Origin of the sequence: Hyphomicrobium sp. GJ21, from assembly GCF_001006785.1 — a bacterium.
GTDB lineage: Bacteria > Pseudomonadota > Alphaproteobacteria > Rhizobiales > Hyphomicrobiaceae > Hyphomicrobium_B.
Map to the genome: position 1 here is coordinate 1225000 of NZ_CDHO01000003.1, position 25513 is coordinate 1250512.

Annotated in this window: 23 protein-coding genes and 1 tRNA gene; 18 read left to right on the top strand and 6 right to left on the bottom strand. The window is 59.2% G+C overall.

Features of this window, described 5'->3' with window-relative positions:
* Window positions 1–8 precede the first annotated feature (8 nt).
* Window positions 9–1544, top strand: coding sequence for a Ppx/GppA family phosphatase (locus HYPGJ_RS14135; RefSeq protein ID WP_046847712.1), 1536 nt, complete (start codon window positions 9–11; stop codon window positions 1542–1544).
* 78 nt (window positions 1545–1622) lie between these two features.
* Window positions 1623–2573, top strand: coding sequence for a J domain-containing protein (locus tag HYPGJ_RS14140; protein ID WP_046848426.1), 951 nt, complete (start codon window positions 1623–1625; stop codon window positions 2571–2573).
* 332 nt (window positions 2574–2905) lie between these two features.
* Here HYPGJ_RS14140 and rnd read toward each other — a convergent pair whose 3' ends face one another.
* Window positions 2906–4060, bottom strand: coding sequence for a ribonuclease D (gene rnd, locus HYPGJ_RS14145; RefSeq protein WP_046848427.1), 1155 nt, complete (start codon window positions 4058–4060; stop codon window positions 2906–2908).
* Window positions 4061–4320: 260 nt separating this feature from the next.
* On the opposite strand from rnd, the gene aspS reads away from it, so the two are divergent.
* The 4 genes from aspS to HYPGJ_RS14165 all read left to right on the top strand — a co-directional run bounded on the left by aspS (window position 4321) and on the right by HYPGJ_RS14165 (window position 7934).
* Window positions 4321–6117 carry an aspartate--tRNA ligase gene (aspS, locus tag HYPGJ_RS14150; RefSeq protein ID WP_046848428.1) on the top strand — a complete coding sequence of 599 codons (1797 nt, stop codon included), beginning with the start codon at window positions 4321–4323 and terminating at the stop codon, window positions 6115–6117.
* Between the two features lie 92 nt (window positions 6118–6209).
* Window positions 6210–7154, top strand: a complete 945-nt coding sequence (gene panE / locus HYPGJ_RS14155) for a 2-dehydropantoate 2-reductase (protein ID WP_083984135.1) — start codon at window positions 6210–6212, stop codon at window positions 7152–7154.
* A 103-nt stretch (window positions 7155–7257) separates the two neighbouring features.
* On the top strand, window positions 7258–7779 hold the full coding sequence (locus HYPGJ_RS14160; protein WP_046847713.1) for a thioredoxin family protein: 522 nt from the start codon (window positions 7258–7260) through the stop codon (window positions 7777–7779).
* 68 nt (window positions 7780–7847) lie between these two features.
* Window positions 7848–7934: transfer RNA gene (locus tag HYPGJ_RS14165), tRNA-Leu, on the top strand.
* 147 nt (window positions 7935–8081) lie between these two features.
* Here HYPGJ_RS14165 and HYPGJ_RS14170 read toward each other — a convergent pair.
* The 5 genes from HYPGJ_RS14170 to HYPGJ_RS14190 form a co-directional block, all read right to left on the bottom strand.
* Window positions 8082–9434, bottom strand: a complete 1353-nt coding sequence (locus tag HYPGJ_RS14170; protein ID WP_046847714.1) for a ferric reductase-like transmembrane domain-containing protein — start codon at window positions 9432–9434, stop codon at window positions 8082–8084.
* 439 nt (window positions 9435–9873) lie between these two features.
* Entirely contained in the window at window positions 9874–10086 is a 213-nt protein-coding gene (locus HYPGJ_RS14175) for a hypothetical protein (RefSeq protein WP_046847715.1), read from the bottom strand.
* Window positions 10083–10442, bottom strand: a complete 360-nt coding sequence (locus tag HYPGJ_RS14180; protein WP_244466158.1) for a DUF3240 family protein — start codon at window positions 10440–10442, stop codon at window positions 10083–10085. Before HYPGJ_RS14180 ends, HYPGJ_RS14175 begins: the two co-directional genes overlap by 4 nt.
* A complete protein-coding gene (locus tag HYPGJ_RS14185; protein ID WP_046847717.1) occupies window positions 10373–13537 on the bottom strand; it encodes a CusA/CzcA family heavy metal efflux RND transporter in 3165 nt (1054 codons plus the stop codon). The genes HYPGJ_RS14180 and HYPGJ_RS14185 overlap by 70 nt, the downstream gene beginning before the upstream one ends.
* Window positions 13538–13540: 3 nt before the next feature.
* Window positions 13541–14518 (bottom strand): efflux RND transporter periplasmic adaptor subunit, encoded by a 978-nt coding sequence (locus HYPGJ_RS14190; protein WP_244466160.1) that lies wholly within the window; start codon window positions 14516–14518, stop codon window positions 13541–13543.
* A gap of 267 nt (window positions 14519–14785) precedes the next feature.
* Between HYPGJ_RS14190 and HYPGJ_RS14195 the strand changes: the two genes are divergently transcribed.
* The 12 genes from HYPGJ_RS14195 (at window position 14786) to HYPGJ_RS14250 (ending at window position 25505) form a co-directional block, all read left to right on the top strand.
* Window positions 14786–15406 (top strand): response regulator transcription factor, encoded by a 621-nt coding sequence (locus tag HYPGJ_RS14195; protein WP_348270907.1) that lies wholly within the window; start codon window positions 14786–14788, stop codon window positions 15404–15406.
* Between the two features lie 8 nt (window positions 15407–15414).
* Window positions 15415–16782 carry a HAMP domain-containing sensor histidine kinase gene (locus HYPGJ_RS14200; RefSeq protein ID WP_046847720.1) on the top strand — a complete coding sequence of 456 codons (1368 nt, stop codon included), beginning with the start codon at window positions 15415–15417 and terminating at the stop codon, window positions 16780–16782.
* A gap of 133 nt (window positions 16783–16915) precedes the next feature.
* Window positions 16916–18070, top strand: a complete 1155-nt coding sequence (locus HYPGJ_RS14205) for a transporter substrate-binding domain-containing protein (protein ID WP_046847721.1) — start codon at window positions 16916–16918, stop codon at window positions 18068–18070.
* Between the two features lie 10 nt (window positions 18071–18080).
* The gene (locus HYPGJ_RS14210) at window positions 18081–18680 is read left to right on the top strand and encodes an ANTAR domain-containing protein (RefSeq protein WP_046847722.1); all 600 of its coding nucleotides are present in this window, start codon (window positions 18081–18083) and stop codon (window positions 18678–18680) included.
* A 219-nt stretch (window positions 18681–18899) separates the two neighbouring features.
* Window positions 18900–20117 (top strand): transporter substrate-binding domain-containing protein, encoded by a 1218-nt coding sequence (locus HYPGJ_RS14215; protein ID WP_244466162.1) that lies wholly within the window; start codon window positions 18900–18902, stop codon window positions 20115–20117.
* 51 nt (window positions 20118–20168) lie between these two features.
* A complete protein-coding gene (gene urtB / locus HYPGJ_RS14220) occupies window positions 20169–21059 on the top strand; it encodes an urea ABC transporter permease subunit UrtB (protein ID WP_046847724.1) in 891 nt (296 codons plus the stop codon).
* 14 nt (window positions 21060–21073) lie between these two features.
* Complete coding sequence (gene urtC, locus HYPGJ_RS14225) at window positions 21074–22165, top strand: urea ABC transporter permease subunit UrtC (protein WP_046847725.1); 1092 nt, start codon at window positions 21074–21076, stop codon at window positions 22163–22165.
* Window positions 22162–22959, top strand: a complete 798-nt coding sequence (gene urtD, locus HYPGJ_RS14230) for an urea ABC transporter ATP-binding protein UrtD (RefSeq protein ID WP_101536137.1) — start codon at window positions 22162–22164, stop codon at window positions 22957–22959. The genes urtC and urtD overlap by 4 nt, the downstream gene beginning before the upstream one ends.
* Window positions 22952–23647 (top strand): urea ABC transporter ATP-binding subunit UrtE, encoded by a 696-nt coding sequence (gene urtE / locus HYPGJ_RS14235; RefSeq protein WP_046847726.1) that lies wholly within the window; start codon window positions 22952–22954, stop codon window positions 23645–23647. The genes urtD and urtE overlap by 8 nt, the downstream gene beginning before the upstream one ends.
* Before the next feature lie 5 nt (window positions 23648–23652).
* A complete protein-coding gene (gene ureE, locus HYPGJ_RS14240; RefSeq protein WP_046848431.1) occupies window positions 23653–24105 on the top strand; it encodes an urease accessory protein UreE in 453 nt (150 codons plus the stop codon).
* Window positions 24102–24782: an urease accessory UreF family protein gene (locus HYPGJ_RS14245; RefSeq protein WP_046847727.1), complete on the top strand. Its 681-nt coding sequence runs from the start codon at window positions 24102–24104 to the stop codon at window positions 24780–24782. Before ureE ends, HYPGJ_RS14245 begins: the two co-directional genes overlap by 4 nt.
* A gap of 24 nt (window positions 24783–24806) precedes the next feature.
* On the top strand, window positions 24807–25505 hold the full coding sequence (locus HYPGJ_RS14250) for an urease subunit gamma (protein ID WP_046847728.1): 699 nt from the start codon (window positions 24807–24809) through the stop codon (window positions 25503–25505).
* Window positions 25506–25513 lie beyond the last annotated feature (8 nt).

The window sequence follows — 25513 nt, forward strand, 5'->3', positions numbered from 1 at the left end:
GCGCCTGCTTGACGCGTTGGAAGGAAATCCTGGGTGCAAACGAGCGCACCAATGAATTGGAGCCTATCGGCGTCATCGACGTCGGCTCCAACTCGGTGCGTCTCGTCGTTTATGAAGGCGCCGTTCGCGCGCTGACGCCGGTCTTCAACGAAAAGGTCTTGTGCGGCCTCGGGCGCTCGGTCGCGACGACCGGAAGTCTCGGCGAAGAAGCCGTCGAACGCGCACTCGCCGCGTTGGCGCGGTTCAAGGCCATCGCGCGCATCCTGAGCGTCAAAAACTTGATGGTCATTGCGACCGCCGCCGTTCGCGATGCGCAGAACGGACCGTCCTTCATCCAGCGCGGCGAGCGCATCCTCGACACCTCGATCGAAATTCTTTCGGGCGAGAAAGAAGCGCGGCTCGCGGCCCAAGGCATCATGATGGGCTTCGTCGACGACGACGGCATCGCCGGCGATCTTGGCGGCGGTAGTCTTGAACTCGTCGATCTCGCGAAAGACCGGCTGAAAGAAGAGGCGACATTGCCGCTCGGCGGCTTGCGCCTCATCGACACCACCGGCAACAAGATCGAGCGCGCGGGCGATCCGATCGACAGCGCGCTCGCAAGCCTGCCGTGGCTTGGCAACGGCGAAGGTCGAACATTTTATGCGGTCGGCGGAACCTGGCGCTCGCTCGCCAAGCTGCACATGGAGCAGATCCGTTATCCGCTGCACGTGATGCAGGGCTACAAGCTCTCGGCGCGCGAAGCGATCGATCTCTGCGAGCAATTCCGCAAGACGAAGAAGCCGCTCGATATCCCGGGCATCGCAAGCGTGGCGCGCGCCCGTCGCGAAGTTCTGCCCTTCGGCGCTCTCGTTCTCGAACGGCTCATCAAGCGAATGCAGCCGCGCCAGATCGTCTTTTCGGTGTTCGGTATCCGCGAGGGACTGATCTACGGCCTGCTGCCGCCGCATGAGCAAGCGCGCGATCCGTTGCTGAGCTTCTGCGAAGACTATGCGGCTTTGCGGTCGCGCTCCGTCGAGCACGCCTGGGAGTTGTGCCGCTGGACGGATCGCATTTTTGCCGATCCCGCACTCGAAGAGACGGCCGACGAGCGGCGCCTTCGCCATGCCGCCTGTCTGCTGTCGGATGTCGGCTGGCGCGCTCACCCCGATTATCGCGGCGAGCAAAGCCTCAACACCGTCGCCCACGCGGGCCTCGGCGGCGTCGATCATCAAGGCCGGATTTTCCTTGCCCTCTCGGTCTTTCACCGCCACGAAACGTCGGAAGCCAACGGCGAGCAGCTTTCCGAGCGGCTGCGAAGCCTCGTCAGCAAAAGGGTCCAGCGCCGGGCCCGAATCGTCGGTGCCGCGATCAGGGCCGCCCATATGCTGTCGATCGGCATGGCCGGGATCATCGACCAGACGCCCCTGACCTACGAAAACGGTCTGCTCGTCCTGACCATTCCGCGAGCCTATGCCGCGCTTGACGGCGAGCGGCTGCGCCGCAGATTCGAAGCCTTGGCGGACCTCCTCGGCAAAAAGCCGAAAATTAGAATAAGCGGGTAAAAGGCGGTACGCCTCGCTTGTGACGCAAGAAATTCTGATAGAGTGCAGGCACAAGCTTGCAGGATGAAGACGGCCTCCATGGCGGATGACCTCTACGACATTTTGGGCGTCTCAAGACGCGCGACCGACGAGGACATCCGCAAAGCGTTTCGCAAACTGGCGAAAGCGAACCATCCGGACGTCAATCCCGGCAACGCCGCGGCAGGCGAGCGCTTCAAGAAAATCACCGCAGCAAACGACATCCTGAGCGATCCGGAAAAGCGCCGGCAGTACGACGCGGGTGAGATCGACGGCAAAGGCGATCCGCGCCGGCCGTTCTGGGGACATGCGGGCGCGGGAGCCGGGGCAGGCCCGGGCGGTCCGAGGCGTCCGCAGGCGGCGCGCGGCGGTCAGGCCGGAGCGTTCGAGGATTTCAGCTTTTCCGATATTTTTTCTGACGTCTTCGGCGCCGGAAGCGCAGGCGGTGGCGCGGGAGCCGGTCGCCGCGAGGGCTTCGGCTTCGCGGCGCGCGGGCAGGATCTCCGTTACTCTCTCGAAGTCGATTTCCTAGAAGCCGTGCTCGGTGCGAAGAAGCGCGTCACGCTTCCGGACGGCGGTGTTCTCGATCTTGCCGTTCCCGAAGGTGTGACCGACGGTCAAACGCTGCGCCTCAAAGGCAAGGGGACTCAGGGATCGCTCGGCGCTGAGGCAGGCGATGCGCTGATCGAAATCAAGGTGCGTCCGCATCCCGATTTCAAGCGCGACGGCGACGACATTCTTTTCGAACTTCCGATTACGATCGATGAAGCCGTGCTTGGCGGCCGCGTCGAAGTCCCGACGCCGTCCGGTCGCGTGCAGTTGGCGATCCCGAAAGGCACAAGCTCCGGCAAGACGTTCCGCCTGAAGGGCAAGGGCGTCCGCACGCGTGCTGGCTCCGGCGATCAGCTCGTCACTGTGAAGATCGTCCTGCCGCACGACATCGACGAAAGCCTCTCATACTTCTTTTCAGAGTGGCGCCAGAAGCACGGTTACGATCCCGGCCGGAAATAGGTCGCGCTCCCGTTATTCTCGGCCGAGTCCGCCGCAGGCGCCTCGAAGGCCGGGACTTCGGCATAGGTTCGCTGCAACCTCTATAATGAGCCTTCGGCAGTTTTGTGCTGGATCCCCACGCTTGCTCGCATCGGCTCGCGACGCGTGAGGATGACGACGGTCACTAGTGTTTATGCGCGATTGGCGGCCGGCTCGCGGAACGCGAGTCGCCAATCGCAATCAAAAACCCTCAGGATTGGCGGCCGGCTCGCGGAACGCGTTTAGCCAATCGCCATTTTCTCTTGTCCGCGATTGGCGGCCGGCTCTCCGGAGGAGAGTCGCCAATCGCCACATTAAAGACTCGCAGGAACCGCGCGCACTTCGCCGTTGACGAGCGTGAGCGCGAGTTCGCCGCGCTTGAGCTTCAGGGCCGCTTCGCCGAACAACGAACGACGCCAGCCTTGCAGCGCCAGAACATCGGCTTCGTTCGATACGGCGAGCTGCTCGAGGTCTTCGCTGCTTGCGATAATACGCGGCGCAACGCCATGCTCGGCCGCAGCTGCCTTCAGCAGCACCTTCAAAAGCTCGAGCGTCGCGCTTGCCTCGGCCGACAAGGATTCGTTGCGCTCGATTTTCGGCAGCGTCTTTGGATCGCGCGCAACGCCAGCCTTGACCGCTTCCAGAATTTCCTTCGCGCGTTGCGACCTTGCGAAGCCGTCCGACAGCGTGCGCAGTTGGCCGAGCGCTTCGACATTCACCGGAATCTGGTTGGCGATGTCGTACAGAGCATCGTCGCGCAGCACGCGTCCGCGGGGAACATCGAGCTGTTGCGCCAGGCGTTCGCGCCAAGCCGCAAGCTCCACCAGAACGCCGAGCGATTTGCGGCCTTTGACGCGCAGCCTCAGACGTTGCCAGGCGTTCTCCGGCGACGTGTCATACGTCGCGGGACTGGTGAGAACGCCCATCTCTTCCTGCAGCCACGGCGTGCGCCCGGTCTTATCCAGCGTCTGCCGCAAACGCTGATAGACGTCGCGCAGATACGTGACGTCGGCCAGCGCGTAGTCGAGCTGCTTCGGCGAGAGCGGCCGTCGGCTCCAGTCCGTGAAGCGCGAGCTTTTGTCGAGGTCGGCGCCCGTCGTTTTCTTCACCAGGTTGACGTAGCTGATGCTGTCGCCGAAGCCGCAGACCATCGCCGCAACCTGCGAGTCGAAGACCGGCGTTGGTACAACCCCGGATTTGAGAAAAACGATTTCGATGTCCTGCCGCGCGGCGTGGAAAACCTTGACCGTCGAGGTGTCGGCCATCAGCTGGTAAAACGGCGTGAGGTCGAGCCCCGGCGCCAGCGGATCGACGATTGCCTCGGCCTCGGGGCCAGCAAGCTGGATCAGGCATAGCAACGGCCAGAACGTCTGCTCGCGCAGAAATTCGGTATCAACGGCAACGTAGTCGCTTCTGGAGAGGGTTTCGCAAAGTGCGGCCAGCTCCGGCGTGGTGGTAATGGTCTGCATTGAGCGACGCCTATAGCGTATCGATTTTCCGTTGTCGCCATCAGCTTGGTCGCGGCCCGATCTGAAGGCGATTCGCGGCGTTCTTGGGTTGCTTAGCACCGGCGCCCGGCGCCAGCGGGCCGATTGATTAAAACTTGCGGGGACTTCAGGTACTTCGGCCGCTCCCTGGTAACCTTGACTTTCGCCCGCCCGCATGCGCTTTTCCGCGGCGATTTCCACCCATACCGAGCAAAGGGTTTCCGGCAATGGCCGAGGCAAAACTGCATCGTTATCGCTCGCACACCTGCGGCGCGCTTCGCAAAGCCAATGTCGGCGAAACCGTTCGGCTGTCGGGCTGGGTGCACCGCGTGCGTGACCACGGCGGCGTGCTGTTCATCGATTTGCGCGACCACTACGGCGTCACGCAGGTCGTCGCCGATCCCGACAGCGCCGCCTTCAAGGCCGCCGAGGCCGTCCGTTCAGAGTGGGTCATCCGCGTCGACGGCAAGGTCCGCGACCGGCCCGACGGCACGGTGAACGTCGAGCTTCCGACCGGCGAGATCGAACTCTACGCGACCGAGATCGAGGTGCTTTCCGCCGCGAAGGAACTTCCCGTTCCCGTGTTCGGCGAGCCGGACTATCCGGAAGACTTGCGCCTGCAGTATCGCTTCCTCGACCTGCGCCGCGAAACGCTGCACGCGATCATCATGAAGCGGCTCGAAATCACGCGTGCCATTCGCAAGCGTATGCACGACGCCGGCTTCAACGAATTTCCGACCCCGATCCTGACGGCATCGAGCCCCGAAGGCGCGCGCGACTTCCTCGTGCCGAGCCGCATTCACGAGGGCAAATTCTACGCGCTGCCGCAGGCCCCGCAGCAGTACAAGCAACTGCTGATGGTGTCGGGCTTCGACCGCTATTTTCAGATCGCGCCCTGCTTCCGCGATGAAGACCCGCGCGCCGATCGCCTTCCCGGAGAGTTCTACCAGCTCGACGTCGAGATGAGCTTCGTCGAACAGGAAGACGTGTTCTCGACGATGGAGCCGGTGCTCACTGGCCTTTTCGAGGAATTCGCCAACGGCAAGCCGGTGACGAACAACTGGCCGCGCATTCCCTACGACACGGCGATCGCGAAGTATGGCTCCGACAAGCCGGACCTTCGCAACCCGATCGAAATGCAGGACGTGACCGAGCATTTCCGCGGCTCAGGCTTCAAGGTCTTCGCGGGTATGATCGAGAAAGATCCGAAAGTCCGCGTCTGGGCGATCCCCGCGCCAACCGGCGGCTCGCGCGCCTTCTGCGATCGCATGAATTCGTGGGCGCAGGGCGAAGGCCAGCCGGGCCTGGGCTATATCTTCTGGCGCGACGGCGAGGACGGCGGCGCAGGTCCAATTGCGAAGAACATCGGGCCGGAACGCGCCGGTGCAATCAAGGCGCAGCTTTCCCTCAAGGACGGCGACGCGGTGTTTTTCACGGCTGGCAACCCGGCGAACTTCTACAAGTTCGCAGGCGCCGCGCGCGATCGCGCCGGTCAGGAATTGAAGCTCGTCAAGGAAGACCAGTACGCGCTCGCCTGGATCGTCGACTTCCCGTTCTACGAGTGGAACGAGGAAGAAAAGAAAATCGACTTCTCGCACAATCCCTTCTCGATGCCGCAAGGCGGTGGCGAAGCGCTCGATGCCGCAACGACGAACGAAGATCGGCTGAAGCTCAAAGCCTATCAGTATGACATCGTCTGCAATGGCTACGAGATCGCCTCCGGCGGCATCCGCAATCACAAGCCCGAGGTGATGATCAAAGCCTTCGGCATCGCGGGACTTGGACCCGAGGTCGTTGAGCAGCGCTTCGGCGGATTGTTCCGCGCCTTCCAGTACGGCGCGCCTCCGCACGGCGGCATGGCGGCCGGCATCGAACGCATCGTCATGCTGCTGACCGGCGGCAAGACGGTTCGCGAGGTCGCGCTGTTCCCGATGAACCAGCAGGCCAACGACCTGCTGATGGGCGCGCCGAGCGACGTCACGCCGAAGCAGCTGCGCGAACTTTCCCTCCGCGTCGTCGCACCGGAGAAGAAGGCTTAGCGTTGAGCCGGGACGCGCTGATCAAACGCGGCGCGTCCTATTGGTGAAACGCGTAGATCGGAATACGACATAAATCTCGAGAGGGGTATTTCATGTCGATGCGAATTCTGATCCTTGGAGCAGGCGCAACGGGCGGCTACTTCGGCGCCTTGCTCGCAAAAGCAGGCGTAGATGTCACGTTTCTGGTCCGGCCAACGCGGCGCGACCAGTTGCAACGTGACGGCCTCGCGATCAAAAGCCATCTCGGCGATGTCACGACGCCGGTAAAGGCCATCACGCGCGACGAGATTTCGGGAACGTACGACGCCATCGTTTTGAGCAGCAAGGCGTATGGCCTCGCGGACGCGATCGAAACGATCCGCCCGGCCGTCGGTGATAAGACGCTCATCCTTCCGCTGCTCAACGGCATGCGCCATCTCGACGATCTCGATCGCGCGTTCGGAGCAGAACACGTGCTCGGAGGTACCTGCCATATCAGCGTTGTTCTCGACGCCGACGGAACGATCCGCCATCTCAGTCCGTTCGCCTCGCTGACTCAGGGTCCGAGAACGGCCGCTCAACGCGAAGGCGCAACACGTCTCCAGCAGGAACTCGAACGCGGCGGCTTCGAGGCAAGATTTTCCAGCGATGTCATCGGCACGATGTGGGAGAAATGGTTCTTCCTCGCGACGCTCGCCGCCTCGACCTGCCTCATGCGCGCGTCCGTTGGCGAGATCGTGCGAACCGACGAAGGCGAGCGCCTGATCTCAAGCATGCTCGCCGAGTGCTCAGCCGTGGCGGACGCGTGCGGTCATCCACCCTCTCCCGCCGCGCAAGAAGGTGCGCGCGCGACGTTGACGGATCGGCAATCAAACATTTCCGCATCGATGCTGCGCGATATCCAGCGTGGCGGCGAGATCGAGTCCGATCATATCGTCGGCGATCTCATTCGCCGCGGCCGCGAGCAGGGCATGCCGACACCTTTGCTCGACGTCGCCTATGTGCATCTTCAGGCCTATCAAAACAGGTTCAAGGGCGCGTCGGAAACCGCAGTCTGAGAGACCAGACATGACGGGACATTAATTCTACTGCGCTCCAGTCGGCCTTGTGTTTGCCCAGCAAAAGCGGGACAATTCGGCAAGTGAAAACGGGACCTTCAGTATGCCGCGCGCCCTTGTACCGGTTGTTTGTCTTCTGATCGCGATCATCTCGACGGCAGCCCTCGCACGCACGCCCAATCATGCCGAAGACTGGAACGGTGCCGAAATCAATTGGCGCGACGCTCGCTCCGGAATTTATGAATCGTCACAGACAGGCCGTCCCGTCATCATGGTTTTCCATGCGACGTGGTGTTCGGTGTGCAAGCGCTTCAGGGAAATCTTCAAAGACCCCGGAATTGTCGCGGCGTCCCGTGATTTCGTGATGATCCTCGTCGATGGCGACGCCGAAAAGGAACTGAATGGCGCGTTCTCGCCCGACGGCGTCTACGTGCCGCGAACGCTTTTCATCGATTCCGAAGGCAACGTCTCCGATAAGCTGGTCGGCGCGGACCCGCAGTATCCGCACTCGCTCGCCGTCGACCGGCCCGACGAACTCTTGGCGCTGATGAAAAAAGCCCACGGCGTTTTCAACATGACGCCGAAGACTTCGCCACCGGCCACCTCCGGTGCGGATCGAACCTGACGCAGGGTCGAATTCCGTTCACTGTTCAGTTGCGCTCGCGTTATTCGGCCGTCATAAGGACCGTCGATGCGGACGTGGTGGAACCGGTAGACACACAGGACTTAAAATCCTGAGACGGTAACGTCGTGTGGGTTCGACTCCCACCGTCCGCACCAATAAAATCAATGAGTTAAATGATTTTAGAGTAGCGCGAGCCGATCGTTTGCACGCTCCTACCGCCCCGATTGCTCCGCCAGCCGTCTGCTTACGGCGATACGATCCCAATATCTCGATGGCCCAATCCAATAGGAAGAGGCCAGCGTTCAGCGCATCTCAAAAAGTTCCTGGTGAAACCGTTCGTGGACAGGGAACCGCTTCTGGGCAAAATCCGCTCGCAGGGCGTCGCCGAACTTCACCGGACCGCAAAACCAGATACTTGCTTCCGGCCAGTCCGGGATCTCGGCACGGATGCGGTCGCCATTGAGACGCCCATCGCGCGCATCGACAAGAAAATGCAGCCGCACGCCGGCGGCCTCGGCATCTGCTCTGAGCTTGCGCTCCGCAACCTCGTCGTAATCGGCCGTCGGATGAAAGAGATCGATCTTCAGAGAGGGAAGTTCTTCGCCATTGCTGCGGAGCTGCGCGAGGTATTTCATTCGGGCAATGAACGGCGTGATGCCGATGCCGGCACCGATCCAGATTTGATGCGGGCAGGCGTCATCAAACGTGAAGCAACCGTAAGGCCCTTCAATACTGACCTCTTGTCCTACGACAAGTTTGTCTTTGAGCCGCCGGGTATGGTCGCCGAGTTCCTTCACAATGAAATTGATGCGGTGGTGAGTTGCGTTCCACGCGGATGCGATCGTGTAGGGGTGTGCGCCCTCGCTCGCATCTGACGTGGCGAAGGCGAATTGACCAGGTTGATGGCCAGGCCATCCCGAGGGAACGTCGATCTCGGCTTCGAGAACTCTCACACCGGAATAGTACTCGAGAGACGCGATGCGGCCCGGCACGCGCCGGTGAATGCCCACGCGTCCCAGGAGAAGGATGACGGCGGCCCATACGCCACCCGCCAACAACACCGCAGTGATGATGCCGATCGGAGACGACCAGTAAGTGAACTTGATCAGAACGACGGAGTGAAAGACCAACACGAGATACGCAACGGCGAGCAGCTTGTGGGTCTGATAGAAGAAACGATAAGGAATGCGCTGGATGAGGGCGATGACGATGAGCAGAACGGCCGCGTAGAACGCCCATTCTCCAATCTGCTCGGCACTCTGACGGAGATTCGCGAAGGTCTGCTCGATCTGACTCGTTGCCGGCGGCCTCGGTCCGCGGGTCGGACGTTCGAGAACCCCAAGGCTCACAGCCCATTTTGGACCTTTGGCCCATAGCCAGTGCAAGACGGCGATAACTAAAGCGCCGACGCCCAGCCACTTGTGCAGACGGTACATCTTGTCCAGGCCGCCGAGCCAGGGCTCGGGCCATCGCGGGCGAAGCGCGAGTATCATGGCCAGGCTCATGCAGCCGATGGTGAGAATGCCCGAGTATTGAACCATCACCGAGCGGAAAGCGAAGAAACTATCCGGTGCAAATGCCCTCGGCTCGGCGACAAGCCACAGCACCGTCAACGCCGCTAAGAACATCGAGAAAGAGTATTTGATCACACGCATGTTTCAAGCAACTTTGCTGCATAAGTCCGTGAGGTCTTAGGGCTAACCCTGCGACCGCAATATAGCATGAGCCATCTCGGTCTTTTCGGCCATTGTCGGCTGTCGCTTGAACTATGACTTATCCAGAGTGCGTGTCGGACGCTCGGATGCGTCTCGAGGCTTTTGCCTGTCTTGGCTCGGCGTATCCGACAGCGGCGGCCAATTCATCGGAAGACGATCGCGCCGGTGGCAGTAAACGCGCGTGTGGATGTTGTGGCAGTGCCGATAATCGCGCGCGTCTGCAAGATGCACCAACCCTCCAAGAGGTGTGCCGTTCGCCGAAGGGCTCAAGGGTGAAGCGTTGGCTTGTCCGAAGGGAACGCCGCCAGCGCTGAGACTCGCCATTGTGCCAAACAACAATAGTGCGGTGATGCTGCGCATCTTTGATTCTCCTAAACTGTTAGCGGGTTGTGTCTTTGGTCGTGTCCTTGAAGGACCGCGCCGTCGTCGGTTTTGATTTTGGCGGCGGACTGGCGGGGATAAGCCGGCGGAGCCACTCGGTGCGCGCATCGGGAAGGTTGAGCGCCCAAACCGCCAGAGCCCAAACACACCCCACAAACAGAAGCGGCCCGGCGCTGGTCAGAATGGTTTCGGCGAGCAGATCGAGACTCATTGGTGTGTCGCCCGATCGGCGGGATGCGTGCTGGTCGGCTTCAACGCCTGCAGCCGGCCGAAGCTGTCGACAGGCTCGATCCAAAAGGTGAGGTGAGGAACCGCCGCTTTTTGCGCGACGAGTTGCAAAAGACGCTCTGCTTCGGCCCGCTCGATGACTGTAGTTATGAGGCTTCTCTTGACGTGACCGCGAACGCGCTCGCTCACCGTAGCGCCGACGAATCCAAAGCCATGCCCTTTCGCCTCCCATGTCGTGAAGCCTGGGATCGGCGGATCCAGCGAAAGCATCAGTTCGACGATGCGCTCGGTGCTGTCCGGAGGGCAGACGAGCGTGAGCCTGCAAAGGAATTTGTCCATGCGAGTTGTCCGATTGTGTTGGCTGGGCGCTGTCCGGATATTCCGAAACGGCGAAATAGGATCGGCAGCAGAATGAGTGTGAGCGCGGTCGAGGTCGCGAGACCGCCAATGACTACGATGGCGAGCGGTTTCTGGATTTCGGACCCTGGGCCGTTGGCGAACAACAACGGGACGAGCCCGAACGCCGCGATGCTGGCGGTCATCAGCACCGGCCGAAGCCGTCGAAGCGCTCCTTCAAACACGGCCTCGGCAACGCTTGCGCCTGCGGCCAGCAGCTCATTGAAGTGGCTGACAAGCACAAGTCCGTTCAGCACCGCTATGCCAAGCAGTGCGATGAAGCCGACCGAAGCAGGGACCGACAGATATTCGCCGGACATCCAGAGTGCGAGAACGCCGCCGACAAGAGCAAACGGTATGTTGACTAGGATAAGAAGCGCCTGCCGGATCGAGCGGAGCACGGCGAAGAGGACGCCAAAGATCAGGCCGAGTGCAATCGGTACGACGATGACGAGACGGGCGGCGGCGCGGCGCTGATTCTCGAACTGTCCGCCCCAGACGAGGTAATAGCCTTGGGGCAGCTGCACTTGAGAGGCGACGACGCGTTGGGCCTCTTCGACAAATCCCACGAGGTCGCGGCCGGTAACGTAAGCCTGCACAATGGCAAAACGCGACGCATTCTCGCGATCGATCTTGACAGGGCCTGCGACGCGCTCGAGCTTTGCAACATCGCCGACGCGAACGAGCCCGCCATCGCCCGACGAGAGCTGCGTCGCGGCAAAAATCTCCGGCGCCTCGCGAACGGCCTGTGCGCCGCGCAGGATGATATTGGTTCTGCGTCCGGGCTCTGCGACGATGCCAGCTGCGGAGCCCTCAAGAGTTGAGCGAAGCTCGTCTTGAAGTCTTGTCGGCGAAAGGCCAGTGCGGCCCGCCGAGAGGCGGTCGACATTGATTTGAAGATAGTCGACGGTGTCGTTGGCGACTGTCGAAACTTCCGCGGCGCCCGCGACATTGCTCAGGGTCGCCTGAATTTTCCCCGCAAGATCCGAAAGCGTTTTGATGTCTGGGCCGAAAATTTTGACGGCGAGGTCGCCACGCGCCCCCGTCAGCATTTCATTGGTCCGCATCTCGATTGGCTGCGTAAACGCGAATTCATAGCCCGGGAGATCGGCCATTGCGGCGCGAAGCTGTTCCAGGAGCCACGCCTTATCCGGGACGCGCCACTCATGCTTCGGCTTAAGAACCATGAACGTGTCAGTCTCGTTGAGGCCCATAGGATCGAGCCCCAATTCGTCTGAACCGACGCGCGCAACGATGCGCTCGATCTCCGGCACCTTTTCTTTCAGCACGCGCTGAATTTGAAGATCGCCTTCGATGCTCGCCTGCAAATTGATCGATGGGTGCTTGGTGATCTGCATAATCACCGCCCCCTCATCCATCGTCGGCATGAACGATTTTCCGACTGCGCCGTACGCGACGGCCATGAGGCCGATACCCATGACGGCGACCAGATAAACCGGCAGCGGGAAGGCAAGGCAGGACTTGAGCAGCGCGCGATAACCCCGATTGAGAAACCGCATCAGCAGCGGCTCCGAATGTGGACCGGCGTTGAGCATCAGCGAGGAAAGAACGGGGATCAGCGTGAGTGATAAAATCAGCGAGCTGCTTAGAGCGAAGATGATCGTAAGCGTGACCGGGCCGAAGAGCTTGCCTTCGAGGCCCTGCAGCGACAGCAACGGCAGAAATACGAGACAGATGATCAGAATGCCGGCCGCGACAGGTACGGCGACCTCACTTGCGGCCCGATAGACAGTGTGCAGCTTAGGCACCGCAGCCGGCCCTTGATTGTGCTGAAGCCGTTCGACCGTGTTCTCGACAACGACGACCGCAGCATCGACGATGAGGCCGATGGCAATCGCCAGTCCGCCGAGGCTCATCAGGTTTGCCGACATGCCGAAGAGATGCATCATGACGAACGTCATGAGAGCGGCGAACGGCAACGTAACAGCGACGACGAGCGCCGCGCGCAAGTTGCCCAGAAAGGCGACGAGCAGGAGCACCACGAGAACGGTAGCTTCGATCAGTGCTTTTTTGACTGTGCCGACCGCGCTGGCGATGAGATCGGAGCGATCGTAGAAGACGTCGATCCGCACGCCGGGCGGAAGACTTGCCTTGAGATCATCGAGCCGTTGTCGAACAGCCTTGACGATGGCGCTAGCGTCGGCGCCGCGCAACGACAACACCAAGCCCTCAACGGCTTCGCCCTTTCCGTCTTCGGTGACGGCGCCGTATCGCGTCAGGCTCCCGATCTGGATCTTCGCAACGTCACCAAGACGCAACACGCGCGGACCATCCAGTTTCAGGACAATCTGTGCGAGGTCGTTGGGCGTCGCGATGGCGCCCTGAGCGCGGACGACGAGTGCCTTTTCGCCTTCGACCAATCGCCCGGCGCCGTCGTTGCGATTGTTCGCCTCGATGGCGGCGGCGAGATCCGGAATGCCGAGACCTGCAGACGCAAGCGCGGCTTGATTGGGAATGATTTCGAATGTCCGAACCATGCCCCCGAGCGCATTGACGTCGGCAACGCCGGGAATGGTACGAAGAGCCGGACGTATCGTCCAATCAAGTAGACTTCGGCGCTGTTCGAGCGTCAGGTCTCCGCCCTCGATCGTGAACATGAAGATGTCTGAAAGCGGTGTCGAGACCGGCGCCAGGCCGCCCGTGACGTCCTTGGGCAGATCGCCGCGCACGCCCGCCAGGCGTTCCGCAACTTGCTGGCGCGCCCAGTAGATGTCGGTCCCATCGGCGAAATCGAGCGTGATATCGGCAATCGCGTACTTTGCTGCCGACCGCAGGATCGTTTGCCCCGGGATGCCAAGCAGCTCCATCTCGATCGGCGTGATGATCCTTGTTTCCACCTCCTCCGGCGTCATGCCCGGCGCTTTCAGAATCATCTTCACCTGAACGGGCGAGATGTTCGGAAACGCGTCGATTGGAATCGTCCGGAACGCATAGAAGCCGCCAGCCGCGACAAGGCCGGACATCGCAAGGATAAAGATCCGCTGCGTGAGTGCGAACTCGATCAGACGGCGCAACATTCGCTACTCTCCAGCCAACATGCGCTCGAGCTGGGGTAGACCGCTCGTTGCCACCTGCGCTTTGCTTGTCACCGAGCCTGAGATCGTTGCGTTGTTGGGAGAGCTGCCGCGCAGTTCCACCGCCACGAGCGTGAATCCCGATTCATTGCGCACGAATACCGCTGGCCGATTGCCGATTTTGACGATGGCCGAGGAGGGCACATTCAGAGCGTCGGTAACGGTCGGACGCAGAATGCTGACGGTGACCATCTGCCCGGTGCGCAGACGGGAGCCGGCCGGGATGCTTGCAAACATCACCGTGGAGCGCGTCATCCGATCGAGAGAGCCTCCGACCGAAACCACTTTGCCCGCTGGTCCGTCGGTGATCTGTACGACGTCGCCGGGTTTGACGTTGGCAATGACGTCGGCGGGCGCCTGTATCTCGACCCATAGCTCATCGCTGGTGTCGATGGTGACAGTCGCGGCCATTGCCTCGATTTTGTCGCCGGGCATGACGCGTGTTTCCGCCACCGTTCCATCGGACGGCGCCGGGATGGTGTATTGTCCATTCTCTCCGGCGATTATTCCGTTTAGCGTCGTCGCGCGCTTATGCTGCTCTAGAACGGCGCGGACTTTCGCCACCTGAGCCTCGGCTTCATCTGCCAGTGTGGGATTTTGATAGTTTTTATCGGCAAGCGTGCGCCTTCGCCGTGCGACGGCGTCAGCCGTCTGCAGTTCAGCCTCAGATTGAGCGAGCTGGCTTTGAGCTTCGAGCAGTTCGCGGCTCGAAACCGTGATCATGGGCATGCCCTTGACCACGCGTTGACCCGGCAGCACGTGCACTTGGTTCACCGTTCCCGCGAAGGGTGCGGCGGCAACAAGCCGAGAGTTCAAGGGCGGAACAACGGTACCGGGAAGGACAGCGACCGTTTCCGTGCTCGCAGATCGAACGGGTTCAAGCTTGATGTTGAGGCGTCTGACCTGCTCAGGTGTAACGCTCACGTCCTTTGCCGCAACGGACTCCGGCGCAAGTGCGGCGATGATAGCCAGAACGCGAAAAACTAAACTTCTTCCAGGCATCCAAGCATCCCTTTTCGCGGCAGTGCCGTGCCAGGGGGAGATGCGATGCCGAGCTGAAAGGAACCTGAATTGAACCTGCAGTAAGGCTGACAGCCGTTTTCAGGTTCAATTCAGGAAGATGCTGCTAGAAAGCGTGAATACGCGGGAGACGCGCCCATTCGCATACTGCTGATAGAAGATGACGATGAAATCGCCGGCCGACTTGTAGCCGGTCTTGCGCGAACAGGATTTACTGTCGAACGCGCGGACAACGGGGCTGATGGTTATGCCATGGGATTGGACGAGACGTACGCCGCGGCGATCCTCGACCTCGGACTTCCGCAGATGCAGGGTCTTGATGTTCTCAAGCGCTGGCGCGCGTCCGATCGCAAGCTCCCCGTTTTGATTCTCAGTGCACGGGGCACATGGGCGGAGAAAGTCGACGGTCTTAACGCAGGTGCGGACGACTACATCACCAAGCCGTTCCACGTCCCCGAAGTTGCGGCAAGGCTTAAAGCGCTGATCCGACGCGCCTCGGGAATTGCGAGTCCGGTGCTCACGCACGGTGGCATCTCGCTCGATACGACGTCGAACCGCGTCTGCCAAAATGGCGAGAGCATCGAATTGACCGCGCGTGAACTCAAGATGCTGACCTACTTCATGCATCGCATTGGCCGCATCGTTTCGCAGGCCGAGCTGGTCGATCATCTCTACGCGCTCGAGGACAGCCGGGAGTCAAATACCATCGAAGTTTACATCAGCCGTTTACGGCGGAAGCTCGGCGCCGACGTCATCACCACTGTTCGTGGACTCGGATACCGGATGGACTGAGCGGCGGCATGACGAGCTTGAAACAACGACTGATCCTGGCCGCCACGCTGTGGATTACAATCGGAATGATCTCGGCGGGTTTCGTTCTGTCGGGAGTATTCAAGCGCCACGTGTCCGATCAGATCTATATCGAAATCTACGAGCATCTGGATGAACTCGCTCACTTGGCGGAATTCAAGTCCGGCACGCCGCCTCGTCTCTCACGTCAACTCAGCGACCCTCGCTACGACATCCCGATGTCGGGATACTATTGGGAAATCCAGACAGCAGATAAAGTTCTAGCGAAGTCCGCTTCTCTGGAAAATTCGGTGCTCTCGATGCCGCCGGATTTTCCGATAGATACCGGCACGCACGCCGGCAAAGCTGCAGGACCAACAGGAGCTGTTCTCTTTGCCGCGCGTACCGACGGGACGCTCGAGGGCTCGCCGGTACGGTTCGTTGTCGGAACAGATCAACGTCACGTCGACGTCGCCGTGTCTCGGTTCCGCAGCATTCTGTCGTGGGCTCTGATAGGATTCGGATTTTCCATGATCGCCGGCGCTGTACTCCTGATTTTGTACGCGCTGAAGCCGCTAAACACATTGCGAAGCTCGCTGGCGGATGTGCGAACGGGCGCTTCCAGGAAGCTGGACGGAGCATACCCGCTGGAAGTCCTCCCCTTGGTCAACGACCTCAATGCCCTGCTCGTCTCGACCTCAGAGCTGATACAGAGGGCGCGGACGCAGGCCGGAAATCTGGCACACGGATTAAAGACTCCTCTCGCCGTACTGACGGACGAGGCCTATCGCATCGAGGAAAACGGCCTGCCTCAATCGTCGGCGACGATCCTGACTCAATGTCGCAAAATGCAAACCCAGATCGACTACCAGATATCGCGAGCCCGCGCCGTTGCGCTCCGCTCGATACCGGGCACTGTGGCAGAGGTTCGCAAAGCTGCGGAGGAGGTCGCAAGCGCCCTTCGCAGGCTGTACGGAGAAACCGGCGTGGCGATTACCGTCGACGTCTCCGATGGTCTTCTAGTCGCCTGCGATCCTCAAGACCTCAATGAAATGCTGGCGAACATTGTCGACAACGCCTGCAAGCACGCAAAATCTCGTGTTCGCATCTCGTGCCACGGGCCGACCTCCGACAAGACTTTCGATCTGCACGTGGAAGATGATGGGAAGGGGTTGCCGCCGGAAGCGTTCGAGGTTGTGTTTGACATCGGCGAACGATGGGATTCTCGCGAGGCGGGCTCCGGCCTCGGGCTTGCCATCGTACAAGATCTTGCGCAGCTCTATGGTGGCGATATCAAACTTCAAAAATCAAGCATGGGTGGACTCTGGGTCGTGCTCAAGCTGCCGACGGCGGATACAAGCGATGTTGCAGGTGTCTAGCCTCAGTCGCTGACAATATGATTTCAAAATCCGACGCACAGTTTGAATTCGTGTAACGACTGTGTGAAGCTGGGCTCAAGCGATCCCCCGCACGGGATCGTAAATAATCAACGAATTTACTGGGAAGACGGCTGTGGCGGAAGGCGAATGGAAAATCGGCGTCCTGTTCTCTAAGACAGGAGTTACAGCGGGCGCGGAAACGTCAGAGTTGAACGCGGCGATCCTGGCAATTGAAGAAATCAACGCCGCTGGAGGTGTCCTGGGTCGAAATCTTAACGCTATCCATTATGATCCGGGTTGTTCGCCGCCCAAGTATCAAGAGTATGCGATCCGGCTGCTGAAGGAGGATAGAGTTCGTATCGTCTTCGGCTGCTATATGTCATCGGAAAGAAAAGTCGTTCTTCCTCAGATCGAAGCCTTCCGGGGACTGCTATTTTATCCCACATTTTACGAGGGTTTTGAGTACTCGAGCCGTTGTTTTTACGGAGGCGCCGCCGCCAATCAAAACGCCGTCGCACTAGCCAAGTACCTTATCGAGAAGTTCGGCAGCCGGTTTCTTCTGGTGGGCTCGAATTACGTGTTTCCTCGCGAATACAACCGGGTGATTTCGGAGCTGGTGGAGCTGTCCAGAGGGGAAGTCGTGGACGAGATTTACGTGCCGGTTGAGTCGACGGCCGAAGATTTCGAGAAAATTATACGGAGCATAAAAATTCATGCGCCGGACGTCATTGTCTCGACCGTGGTCGGCACGGGATCGCAGCAATTGTTTGAGAGATTTCATGCAGCGGGTCTGAACCCGCGCGACACGCCGATCGCGAGCCTGACGATGACCGAAGCAGAAGTTTCCAACGTCCTGCCCGAGATCGTGGCCGGCCATCTAACGTCTGCTTCATTCTTTGAGAACCTGGATCTTCCCGAAGCACGACGATTTGTTGCCGCATTTAAAGAGAGATTTGGCGCTTCCGCACCGATTACATCGAGCGCCGAAGCCGTTTATTGTCAGGTTCATCTTTTCGCAAAGGCGCTAGCGCTAGCGGGAGACGACGATCCTGAACTCATAGCCAAGCATCTTCGCGGGATGGAATTTAATGCCCCACAGGGGCGAATAAGGATCGATCCAGACAACCATCATACCGAACTTTGGTCACGCATTGCCCGCATAAATGAAGCCGGGCAGTTCGACATCGTATGGCAATCGGAAAACAGGATACGCCCGGACGTTTATTTTGTAACGTCCTCGGGCGAAGCCCGCCATACGCCTAAAGCCCAGTCCAATTACGGAATCTAGCGGGTTGCCGGTGTCCAGAGAGCTGCTTCAAAGTCTAAAGGGTTTGCGCATTCAGGTTCTGCATCCGCCGGATGCGGAAGGCAAAGTGCTCATTGAGCATCTTAACCGCATAGGCTGCACATGTGAGGCCACATGGCCACTGCCGGAGGAGATAAGTCCGACGGCATCGGTGGTCATCATCGCGATTGAGCCGTCCCATCGTGAGCAAATCTTGAAGTTGTTTCGCCCTGTAGAGCCGTTGGATCCAGCGCTCTTGGCGGTGATCTCTTTTGAAGATCCGTCTACTGTTCAAATTGTTTTGGAGTGTGGCGCGCTCGGTGTGATCGAACGACCGATCAGGCCTTTTGGTTTACTGACTAACCTCATGATCACGCGTTCGATTTGGCTCGAGAGGCAGAACGCAAGCAAACGCATCAGAAAGCTGGAGCGACGCGTTCGAAGCAGCAAACAGATCCTCCGTGCGAAAGAGATTCTGATGCAAACTCGCGGGATGGCGGAAGATGCTGCCTACGAATGCATCAGGCAGCAAGCGATGGCGAAACGCATCTCAATGGATGAGCTTGCCGACGCAATTATTGCAGCGCACACGCTATTGACGAATAATCCGTAGGGTGCCTATATCCGCGTGAACTAACGCTCAGCACACGAGCGATTCCATTTCTGATACCCGACAGTGCCGTCGTGTATCGCAAGGCTATGAAGCCCACGTTCCCTCTTCACCGAGGGGACGTGGGCTTTTTTGTGTTTTGGCCAGCGCAAGCCGCGAAAAAAGCGGCAGCGCCAAGGGAGGGAAATAAGGAAAATGAAAAATCCCGATAGACGTCAATTTATGAAAGTTCTCGGAGTTGCGGCGGGTGGCTTGGCCGCGCCGACAATACTTGGCTCTCGCGCGCTCCGAGCTGAAGAAACGATCCCTGTCGGCATTCTTTACTCGCTGACGGGAACGACCGCGATCGTCGAAAAATCGATGAATCAATGCGCGCTGATGGCGATTGCCGAAATCAACGCGAAAGGCGGCGTACTTGGGAAGCAGCTTCGCCCCGTCATTGAAGATCCGGCATCGGAGCCAAGAACCTACAGCGAAAAAGCACGTAAGCTGACGATTGAAGACAAGGTGCCGGTGATATTCGGTTGCTACACGACGGCAAGCCGGAAAGCTGTTCTTCCGGTCGTCGAGCGTCGCAGCGGACTGCTCGTTTGGCCGACATGGTACGAAGGAGAAGAATGCTCGAAGAACGTTCTCTATGCTGGCTCGGCCGTGCCTAATCAGCAGCTTGAGAATTCAATTCCGTGGTTGAAAAACAAGCTCGGCAAAAACAAGCTTTTCATTGTTGGCTCCGACTATGCATTTCCGCGCGGCATGGCGAAGACGTCGAAGACGCTTTGCGCCAAGATCGGAATGGAAGTCGTCGGTGACGAATACTTGCCGCTCGGTCACACCGAATGGGCGTCGATGGTTTCCAAAATCGGATCGAGCGGTGCCGATGTGATTTTCTCCAACGTGGTCGGAGACTCGATCGTCGCGTTTTATCGCGAGCTGCGGAACCAAGGTTACGACTTCGAAAAACTTCCGCTCTGCGCCTCGACCACGACCGAGGTCGAGGTCCGGGCGATGGGGCCGGAATATGCAAAAGGCAGCTATGTTTCGCTGCCGTACTTCCAGACAGTGGATACGCCGCAAAACAAAGCCTTCGTAAAGGCGTTCAAGGAATTTGCAGGACCAGACTCGGTCACGCACGCGGCTATGGAAGCAGTCTACACGGGCGTCCATATGTGGGCCATGGCAGCCGCCAAGGCAGGCGACGTTTCTTCCAAGGCTGTCGTGGGTGCCGTGGGCGGAATGTCATTCGATGCGCCCCAAGGCAAAGTCACGATTGATTCTGAAAATCTTCATTCGTTCCTCACTCCGCGTATCGGCAAAGCACGCGCAGACGGCATGTTCGACATCGTCGATCAGTATACCGAGCCACTCGTCCCGTTGCCGTATTCGAGCGTCGGAGAAACCGCAGACAAGCGCGTTTGCAAGGTAAGTGGTGCCGCTCTTTGAGCGCACCACCCATCTTCGTTTGCGCGGTAATTCCTTTGTCTGAGAACTCGCATGGAAACTTTTGTAATTGGGCTGAGCATAGCGTCCATTCTATTCATCGTTGCTCTCGGCCTGGCCATCGTCTACGGCACAATGAAAGTCATCAATCTCGCTCACGGTGAGATGGTGATGATCGGTGCTTACGTCACGGTTCTTGCGTCAAAGCATTTGGGATTGGGCATCTATAGCTGCCTGCCGCTTGCTTTTCTCGTTGCCGCGCTTTTCGGTCTCGCAATCGAACGTCTCGTAGTGCGCCCACTCTATGGGCGCCTACTTGACACGCTGCTTGCGACCTGGGGCATCGCGCTCATTCTACAGCAGCTGATCCGAATCCATTTTGGGTTTGGACTCTTCGGAATCCATATCGACGGTCTCGGTTCGGATCTGCAAAACGTGCCGGTTCCAGCCGAACTTCAGCAAACGCTGCATATCCTGGGAACGAACATCCCGGTGTATCGAGCCTTTGTTTTTGGGGTCGCTGCCGTCCTCGGAATCGTGAGCTGGTGGCTGATCTACAAGACGCGATTTGGCAGTCAATTGAGAGCCGTTTCGGCGGCTCGTGACATCACCGCGGCATGCGGCGTGAACGATAAGCGCATCAACGCACTGGCGTTCGCATACGGGTCTGGCCTTGCAGGCGTAGCGGGAGTCCTCGTCTCCGGCTTCAAGACAGTCTCGCCGGACATGGGCGCGCCTTACGTCATCGACGCGTTCATGGTCGTCGTCGCAGGCGGAGTGGGGCATTTGCTCGGCACGGTTTTGTCGGCAGGTATCCTCGGCGAAGTTCAGAGCTTCGTTGCGACGTGGTCGAACGATGTCTACGGCCGCACCGTCCTGTTCGCATTCGTCATTCTCATTCTGCTGTTCAAGCCGCAGGGGCTTTTTGTGAGCCGCAATCGCTGACGTTTGGAAACATTATGAAAGAGCGAACTATTACACTTGCGGCCTATTTTCTGTTCTTTGCCGTTGTTTTCGCATTGCCATTTGCGTTGAACAGCTTCTGGACAAATAGGATCGCCGTCTATCTCGTCTATGCCATATGCGCGGTCGGCATCAGCCTATCGTGGGGCTACGCGGGAATTTTGAGCCTCGGGCAAGGCCTGTTCTTCGGAATTGGCGCCTACATGATCGCAATGTCTCTGACATTGGCGCTTCCGGACAACAATCCCGTACCGCAATTCATGGTGCTCAACATGGAGCCGAATGCGCCGCGGGATCTCTGCTGCGCGACGCCAGGCTCGTTCCTCTGGCAACCGTTTAAGTATCTTCCGATAGGTGTGCTCGCGGGAATCTTGGTCCCTTGTGTCATCGCCGCCGTGCTTGGATACGTCATGTTCAAGCGCCGCACGTCGGGCGTCTATGTGAGCATCATCACGCTGGCGTTGGCCCTGATCGGCCAGATGCTCATCATCAACAACCAGCCGCTTACCGGCGGCTTCAATGGACTTGCCGATCTTGCACCATTGAGCGTCGGCGGTATCGAATTCGATCCCTATGGAAAGAGCGTCTATTATCTCGTGGCGGCGGCGTTGCTCGTTGTCGTGCTCCTGTCGCGGCTCATCGTGTCTACGCGGATGGGGCACGTTCTAAAAGCGGTCCGAGAAGACGACGCCCGCGTTCGATATCTTGGCTACAACGTCGAGAATTATAAGCTCTTCATCTACTGCTTTTCAGCCGCTATCGCCGGAATTGCGGGACTGCTATTCGCGGTGACGTCCGAGTTCGCCTCGCCATCGCTCATGTCGACGTCGTTCAGCATCTCGATGGTGATCTGGGCGGCCTTGGGCGGAAGAAGTTCGCTTCTCGGCGCATGCATCGGTGCTCTTATCGTCAATTTCATCGGATCAGTTGCGAGCGAGAATGTCATGCTCCAGCCGGTGTGGCCGATCGTGCTCGGCTTGATGTTCGTGCTCGTCGTGCTGGTCATGCCGGAAGGAATCGCCGGAATCGCAAAGGGGTGGATTGCTAAACTGAGGCAGCCTCGTTCTCTGAAAGAGGTCGTCCAATGAACGCAATCCTCAATATCTCCGAAAGCGACAGCATTCCGTGCACGGAGACTGTGCTGCGCACGAAAGACCTCACCGTTAAATTCGACGGCTTTGCCGCGGTGAACAAAGTCAATCTCGCCGTCTCTCGTGGAGAGTTGCGCGTCATCATCGGCGCGAACGGCGCCGGAAAGTCGACGTTGCTCGATCTGCTTTGCGGCAAGACGCTTCCAACCGAAGGCGAGGTTTGGCTGCGGGATCGAAACATCACCGGCATCGGAGAAGCCGCGATCGCCCGGAGCGGCGTTGGACGCAAATTTCAAACGCCGAGCGTCTTTAAGGAGATGACGGTGCTTGAAAATCTTCAGGTTGCAAGCAACCGCCGAACCGGAGTGTTCGCCAACTTGTTTTCGTGGCGGTCGCCAAGGCCAACGGACGTGGAGGCCGAAGTTGCCGCCCGGACAGGCTTAAGCGACGTGCTTGGCCGCAGAGCATCGGAGCTTTCGCACGGACAGCTGCAGTGGCTGGAGCTTGCGATGGTGCTGAGCCAAGACCCGAAGATCATCCTTCTGGATGAGCCCGCTGCGGGAATGACGGCGGCCGAGACCGACAAGACCGCACAGCTTCTTCTCGATCTCGCAGGCTCTCATACGGTTTTGGTGATCGAACACGACATGGCGTTCGTCAAACGCATCTGTCGAAAAATCACCGTGATGCACCAGGGTGCCGTTCTCGCCGAAGGCACCGCTTCTGAAATTGAGCGGAACCAGGCGGTAGTTGAGGCCTATCTCGGATCGGCGACGCTCAGCCATGCTTAAATTGAATCATCTCAATGCCTATTACGGCACCAGCCACATCATTCACGATCTCGATTTGGAGATACGTGAGGGCGAGATCTTTTGTCTTCTCGGTCGAAACGGCGTCGGAAAGACAACGCTCCTTCGCAGTCTTGTCGGCATCACCGTCAATACAACGGGACGGATAGAGTTCGAGGGCAGGGACATCTCAACTCTGCCGACGCATGCGCGGGCGCGCCTTGGGCTGGGTTACGTTCCGCAAGGTCGCGAAATTGTTCCAGGCTTGACGGTTCTGGAAAACATCTTGCTCGGATGTAACGCACGCAAGGACGGACGCAAGTCCGTGCCGCAGCTCGTGTGGGATACATTCCCGATGCTGAAGGATCACCTTCACCGGAGGGGCACAAATCTATCCGGCGGACAGCAGCAGCAGCTGGCAATTGCGCGTGCTCTCGCGACCGATCCGAGCGTCCTGCTTCTCGATGAACCGACGGAAGGCATTCAGCCGAATGTCGTCGAGGACATCGAAAAATCCATCACGACGCTCAACCGCGTGCATGGCCTGACGATCATCCTGATCGAACAGAAAATCCGCTTTGCGCGCAGTGCTGCGCATCGCTTCGCAATTCTGGAGAAGGGCCGCGTGCGCGTTTCGGGTGCTTCGAACGAGCTCACCAATGATCTCATTCATCGGCATATGGGTTTGTGAACGCCATGTTGCTCATTGATCGAATTGTCGGAGATCGAAACGATCCCGATCTCCATCACAAGCTTCACGAATACGAGCATCGCGGCATTGCCGTCGATACGGTGCGTGTCGCACCGAGCGATCTCGATCGCCGGCGCTTGCGCGTTCGCACGGAGCAAGGTGAAGATCTGGCGATCGCACTATCGCGGCAAGAGCGTCTGTTCGACGGCGCAATTCTCTATCTCACGGATGACAAGGCGATCGTCCTCCGCGCGCAAGAACAGCGCTGGCTTCGGATCGTTCCCAATACGAAGCGCGATGCGGTGGAGCTTGGCTATCTCGTCGGCAATCTGCATTGGCGCGTGCGGTTCGAGGACGAACACATTCTCGTCTCCCTCGATGGGCCGGTCGAAACTTATATCGCCCGCATCGAACCGATGTTGCACGACGGTCGTGTAACCGCCGAGGAAGTCCAATGAGAGCGCGCGATGAAATTCTGCGGACCTTTCAGCATGCGGACACGCAGTTCCCGTCTGGCGCTTTCGCGTTTTCCCAGGGGCTCGAGGCGTTATCGCAACAACAGGATCGGCTGGGAAAGTTCGACCTGTGGAATTTTCTCTACGCACAGATCGTGCATCGTTGGGCGTCAAGCGAACGCGTTGTGATTGCGAGAGCCTATAGGCTCGGAAGCGATCTCAACGCACTGGCAGAGCTCGACGCGGAAGTTGAGGCGTCGACGATAAGCGAGCCGCTCAGGATCGGATCGCGCCGGAATGGAATGGGGCTGCTCACCTCCCACGAAAGAATCGGGACGCCTCACGCAAGCGCGTACAGGAGCATGGTTCGTAATGGCAAAGCGCTCGGCCATGTCGCGGTCGCGCAGGGCCTGCTCTGGAATGCACTCGAAATCGAAGAAGACGATGCAGTCCTGATGAGCGGCTACCAGTCGGCGGCATCACTGACGACGGCCGCCATTCGTCTCGGCCTGATCGGCGCAATCGATGCGCAGGCCTACCTCGCAAAAATTCTGCCGGTCATCACGGAGGAGTCGTGCTCGCCGATATCGGACAACGAGCCGTTACGGGCATTCATTCCGCTTTCGGAAATCGCGATCTCACTGCATGGCGCGACCGGGCAGCGCTTGTTTTCGAACTGAAGGGCGAGAAATAGGTCACAACATATGCTGCTTACTCCTACCGAACTCGAACGCTTAACGATTTTTACGGCGGCGGAGCTTGCAAGAAAGCGCCGGAGCCGGGGATTGAAACTGAACTATCCGGAAGCTGTTGCGCTCATTTCCGATGAAATCCTGGAAGGCGCTCGCGACGGCAAGTCCGTTGCAGACATGATGTCGATCGGTTCGCAGATTCTCACGCAAGACGACGTGATGCCCGGCGTGGCTGCGATGCTGCCGATGCTGCAAGTGGAAGCGACATTCAGGGACGGCACAAAGCTCGTCACGGTCCACGATCCGCTGCGGCCGAAGCCCGGCGCGTCGGCCGAGCCGGCCGTCACGCCAGGTGAAATCCTGGCGATTGATGGCGAGATCGAGCTCAACGCCGGTCGTCGCAAGACCAGCATGAAGGTCACGAACATGGGTGACCGGCCGGTGCAGATCGGTTCGCACTATCATTTCTTTGAAGTGAACCGCGCGCTTGATTTCGACCGGGAGGCCGCATTTGGCATGCGCCTCGATATCCCCGCCGGAACCGCAGTCCGGTTCGAGCCGGGACAAGAGAAGGTCGTTGAACTCACCGAATTCGGCGGCGACCGGCACCTTTCTGGGCTGAACGGACTCACCAACGGATCCGCGCGAGACCCTGCTGTGAAAGCGGCGGCGATCGCACGCGCGCGCGAGCGCGGCTTCCGGACGAGCTGATAAGGAGA